This window comes from Microcystis sp. M_OC_Ca_00000000_C217Col (assembly GCF_007095585.1).
In the GTDB taxonomy this organism is placed as follows: domain Bacteria; phylum Cyanobacteriota; class Cyanobacteriia; order Cyanobacteriales; family Microcystaceae; genus Microcystis; species Microcystis panniformis.
In genome coordinates, this window is sequence record NZ_SFBV01000096.1 from 1 (window position 1) to 4240 (window position 4240).

Annotated in this window: 8 protein-coding genes and 2 pseudogenes; 9 read left to right on the forward strand and 1 reads right to left on the reverse strand. The window is 39.1% G+C overall.

Annotated features, from left to right (window positions below):
* From EWV66_RS05370 to EWV66_RS05395, 6 genes and pseudogenes are all read left to right on the forward strand, one after another.
* On the forward strand, window positions 1-414 hold a 414-nt coding region (locus EWV66_RS05370; protein ID WP_287115916.1), incomplete at its 5' end, for a DUF2887 domain-containing protein.
* A gap of 6 nt (window positions 415-420) precedes the next feature.
* Window positions 421-567 carry a DUF2887 domain-containing protein gene (locus EWV66_RS05375; RefSeq protein ID WP_287115917.1) on the forward strand — a complete coding sequence of 49 codons (147 nt, stop codon included), beginning with the start codon at window positions 421-423 and terminating at the stop codon, window positions 565-567.
* Window positions 568-971: 404 nt separating this feature from the next.
* Window positions 972-1168 (forward strand): annotated as a pseudogene (locus tag EWV66_RS24345) (hypothetical protein).
* Between the two features lie 79 nt (window positions 1169-1247).
* A complete protein-coding gene (locus tag EWV66_RS05385; protein WP_287108805.1) occupies window positions 1248-1532 on the forward strand; it encodes a ribbon-helix-helix domain-containing protein in 285 nt (94 codons plus the stop codon).
* Window positions 1532-1828: a type II toxin-antitoxin system RelE/ParE family toxin gene (locus EWV66_RS05390; protein WP_008206074.1), complete on the forward strand. Its 297-nt coding sequence runs from the start codon at window positions 1532-1534 to the stop codon at window positions 1826-1828. The genes EWV66_RS05385 and EWV66_RS05390 overlap by 1 nt, the downstream gene beginning before the upstream one ends.
* Window positions 1829-2031: 203 nt before the next feature.
* Entirely contained in the window at window positions 2032-2199 is a 168-nt protein-coding gene (locus EWV66_RS05395; RefSeq protein ID WP_287108806.1) for an anacyclamide/piricyclamide family prenylated cyclic peptide, read from the forward strand.
* Between the two features lie 611 nt (window positions 2200-2810).
* Here EWV66_RS05395 and EWV66_RS05400 read toward each other — a convergent pair.
* Window positions 2811-3071, reverse strand: a complete 261-nt coding sequence (locus tag EWV66_RS05400) for a transposase (protein ID WP_128575314.1) — start codon at window positions 3069-3071, stop codon at window positions 2811-2813.
* A gap of 70 nt (window positions 3072-3141) precedes the next feature.
* On the opposite strand from EWV66_RS05400, the pseudogene EWV66_RS05405 reads away from it, so the two are divergent.
* The 3 genes and pseudogenes from EWV66_RS05405 to EWV66_RS05415 all read left to right on the forward strand — a co-directional run.
* Window positions 3142-3384: pseudogene (locus EWV66_RS05405) on the forward strand (DUF29 family protein); the annotation flags it as partial.
* Window positions 3385-3392: 8 nt separating this feature from the next.
* A complete protein-coding gene (locus tag EWV66_RS05410) occupies window positions 3393-4061 on the forward strand; it encodes a Uma2 family endonuclease (protein ID WP_052278188.1) in 669 nt (222 codons plus the stop codon).
* 42 nt (window positions 4062-4103) lie between these two features.
* Window positions 4104-4240, forward strand: a 137-nt coding sequence (locus tag EWV66_RS05415; RefSeq protein WP_287115918.1) for a DUF29 family protein, incomplete at its 3' end; no start/stop codon positions are given.

A 4240-nucleotide genomic window follows, 5' to 3' on the forward strand; every position in this document is an offset into this window, starting at 1 on the left:
CGCCGACAGATTATTGACCCTAACACTCAAAGAAATGTTATCGAGTTAATCGAGAAGATTATTATCTACAAATTTCCTCAGAAAAGTCGCCAGGAGTTAGAAGCCATGTTTAATCTCACTGAATGGAAACAAACCAAGTTTTATCAAGAAGCTAAGGAAGAAGGAAAAATTGAAGGGAAACTTGAAGGGAAACTTGAAGGGAAACTTGAAGGGAAGATTGAAGGGAAGATTGAAGGGAAAATTGAAGGGAAGATTGAAGGAAAAATTGAAGGGAAACTTGAAGGAAAACTTGAAGGTAAATTGGAAACAATTCCTCTTCTGATTAGGTTGGGACTTAACGAAGAACAAATTGCGCGGGAATTAAATATAAAAATTGAGATTGTTCGTCAATTTATTGCCAATCAGAACAACTAAAACTTTTTGGCTAATTTACCCGAACAGGTTCAATCCTTGATTGAGCAAACCCGCCGACAGATTATTGACCCTAACACTCAAAGAAATGTTATCGAGTTAATCGAGAAGATTATTATCTACAAATTTCCTCAGAAAAGAAGAAGGAAAACTTGAAACAATTCCTCTTCTGGTTAAGTTGGGACTTAACGAAGAACAAATTGCGCGGGAATTAAATCTAAGAGTTGAGATTGTTCGTCAATTTATTGCCAATCAGAACAATTAAAACTTTTTGGCTACCAATGCGATGATCATCAATTCCCTTATCAAGGTTTATTTTTGCAAAATTTCTCTCTTTTTATTTATTTCAGGCTCAGGTAAAGATTCTCCTAATTTCTGATAAAGTTCCATCAGAGATTCTAGGACTTCTTCAGCATTTTTCACTGATTCAGCATAAGTATTACCATGAGTTCGCCATTTTTGACCTGGAAAGTCGGGTAAGCCAACTAGATAACAATTGTCTTCATCAGATCACTGAATCACTATTCTATATTTAAGTTTTTGGCTCTTCTAGATTCTGTGTGATAAGTTTAACTTACATAGGATCGATCAATCTTTGTGTCCTTTGTGTCTGGAGTGGTTCGTTCCACTCACTGCCCCAAGACTCTATCTTAGAATACATTTTACCCACCAAACCGGGGAGAGCCATTTTTTTTGGCATCAGTCAAGATTTGATCGATCAGGTAATTTGCTGGGGGGTGTGACAAGTCTTGTATAATCTGTTAAAATTATAAGATGCTAAAAAGTCAGCGCTATAATACTCCATCAGGATGATATCACGGTAATTAGGAGAAGCAATGAACACTATCCAACTGACACCAGAAATAGAAAATTTGATTGCTCAACAAATGAAAACAGGCAAATATCAAGATGATTTAGCCGTTATTCAAGAGGGATTGCGTTTATTGGCAGAAAGAGACAGAATTTACCGAGGAAGATTTGAGGAATTGAAACGGGAAGTTATGATTGGCGTTGAGGAATTAAGACGACAGGAAGGAATTAATGCCGAAGAGGTTTTTTCAGAATTAGAAGAGGATTTACAACAAATAGAGGCTAAGGGTTTCCCGATGAGTCAGAAATAATATCAAAGATTATTTTCTCACCCTCAGCTAGATTGGATTTAAAGCAAGTTAATAGTTACTTGGCTGGGAAAAATCCGCAAGCTGCTAGAATTTTAAAAGAAAAAATCCAACAGGCTTGTAAAAAATTAGCTAAATTCCCCAATCTGGGACGTAGGCGCGATGAGTTAATCCCTAGATTACGAAGTTTTCCTGTAGAAGATTATCTGATATTTTATTTCCCTCTTGAAAACGGAATTGAAATCGCAAGAGTAGTTAGTGGATATAGAGATTTAGATGCTATGTTTGATCTTGATTAAGAAAGCGATCGCATCAAGCTAAGGGTGTCATTCTTCCCTGCTTCCCAGTAGCATCGGGTGGGAGTTTCTTCGGGAAATTTAAGCTGATCTAAACTTAACAAAAACTCAACAAAAACTTCACAAAAACTTCACAAAAAACTATTGACAAGAAGACGTCAAGGCCGGTTAATTAAATTAATTAACATCATTGGAGAATTTACCCCATGAAAACCAAAAAACTGACACCCCGCAATGCTGCTCCTGTCCAACGGGAAAATACCGCTACCGTCTCTCGTGATGCTGGCAATGCGATCACCCCCTCGACATTGGGGTGTATGAACGGAACGGAACGGTGTTTGGGACTTCCTTTTGCGGGAGACGACGCAGAGTAGTCCCCTTGATTCTAGCACGAACCTCAAATCAGGTCAAAAGTCTTTTTCTCCTTGCCAAGGCGCACGGTTAGCCTCAAGGAATTGACGTACAATCCTAGTTAATTCGGGAGTTTCGGATACCTGGCACGGTGAAGAAGCAGGGAGAGAGGGAGCAGGGAAGCAGAGGTTGTTTCTCTTCTCGGTACCCCTTTTCCTTGACTCACGAGTGTCAGAAGACTTAGGTTCAGGGAGATGAACCCGTGCCAATAGCTTACTTCCCCAGTGGCATCGGATAGCGGTGTTCTTCTCCTTTGGCTTGTACTTCTGGCAAAAGCCTTTGTACTTTCTGGCGCATTCTTCTAAGCTGTCACCAAGTTTAAGAAAAGCAGGATGCCATTGAGTTAAGCCATCATCCGTTAAGCGTTCATAACTACCGTAGTTACTGAAATCATAGAAAAAAGTCGAACGCATTTTGGCAGCTTTCGGGTTTCCGTGAATGTAACGTAAGGTATTTAACGCCCTTTCTCTATCTGAAGGAGGGAAACCATCGCAAAAATACCGCTTTTCCCAAAAGTGTCCTGTGCGATCCCCCCTAGCCCCCCTTGATAAGGGGGGAAGCCGAAGGCGGGGGATCACATCGCCTTGTACCAGTTGAGAAAGTGCATAATTTTGGGTAAATCTTCTGGTTGGGCAGGTTCGATCAGATAATGGACATGATTAGACATGATACAGAGAGCATAAAGCTTAAACTGGTGTTTTTCTAAAGCCTTCTTGATGGCATAAAGAAATACCTCCAGGCATTCCCGCTTGGATAGTTTGAACTCTCGGTTATTGCAGCGTGTGGTGACGTGGTAGGAATAACCAGCTTGAAGATTTCGAGGTTTTCTTGACATATTCTTAAGCGAAATTTGAAATTTATGATAGTTGCTAAAACTACAAAACTGCTAATGGAGACCATCAATAATGCAAAGTATTCACGCCTTAAAACAACTCTATGAGCTTGATGACTCTCAATGGCTAGGAGAAACCATTAGCTTGCTTAGAAATCATCAATTTCAACAGCTAGACTTAGAACATTTAATCGAGGAATTAGAGGATTTAAAAGAAACAGAATATAATACAATTAATTGGCAGGAAGAAATTTATAACTTCCGTACTCAATTAAAGCGAGAGATGACGACCAATCTCCGCAACTATTTAGAGGAAATCCCTAGATGATAGCAACTACAACAATTTCTCCTCAATTAACCATTCCACGCCTAGAAAATGGGGATAAGCTTACTCGTCGTGAATTTGAGCGTAGATATAAGGCTATGCCAAATCTAAAAAAAGCAGAACTCATTGAAGGAATTGTTTATATTATGGCTTCTCCCCTAAGAATTACGAATCATGGCAACCCTCATGCGCGTATTATTACTTGGCTAGGTAACTATTGGTCAAGTACACCAGGAACCGAATTAGGTGATAATTGTACGGTTCGTCTTGATACTGACAATGAACCTCAACCCGATGCACTATTAAGAATTAAAAATGGTGGACAATCAACGATTAGTGAGGATGGTTATGTCGAAGGTGCGCCAGAGTTAATCGTCGAAATTGCAGCGAGTACAGTCTCCCTTGACTTACATCAAAAACTTAATGTTTATCGCCGTAACCAAGTGCAAGAATATCTAGTCTGGCGAGTTGAAGATGGAGAATTTGATTGGTTTAGATTAACAAATGAAGAATATATTAAACTTGAACCGAACTCAGAAGGGATAATTTGTTCCCAGATCTTCCCTGGGTTATGGTTAGATACAGATGCCTTATTAGCCGGTGATTTAGCCAAGGTTTTAGAGGTTTTGCAATTAGGAATAGCTACGCTCAAACATCAATCTAGTTAGAGTAATCTAAATTAAACAAAATCAAGACGGAGATAATCAATTATGCTAGGTGTTCATCAATTAAAACAACTCTATGAGCTTGATGACTCTCAATGGCTAGGAGAAACCATTAGCTTGCTTAGAAATCATCAATTTCAACAGCTAGACTTAGAACATTTAATCGAGGAATTAGAGGATTT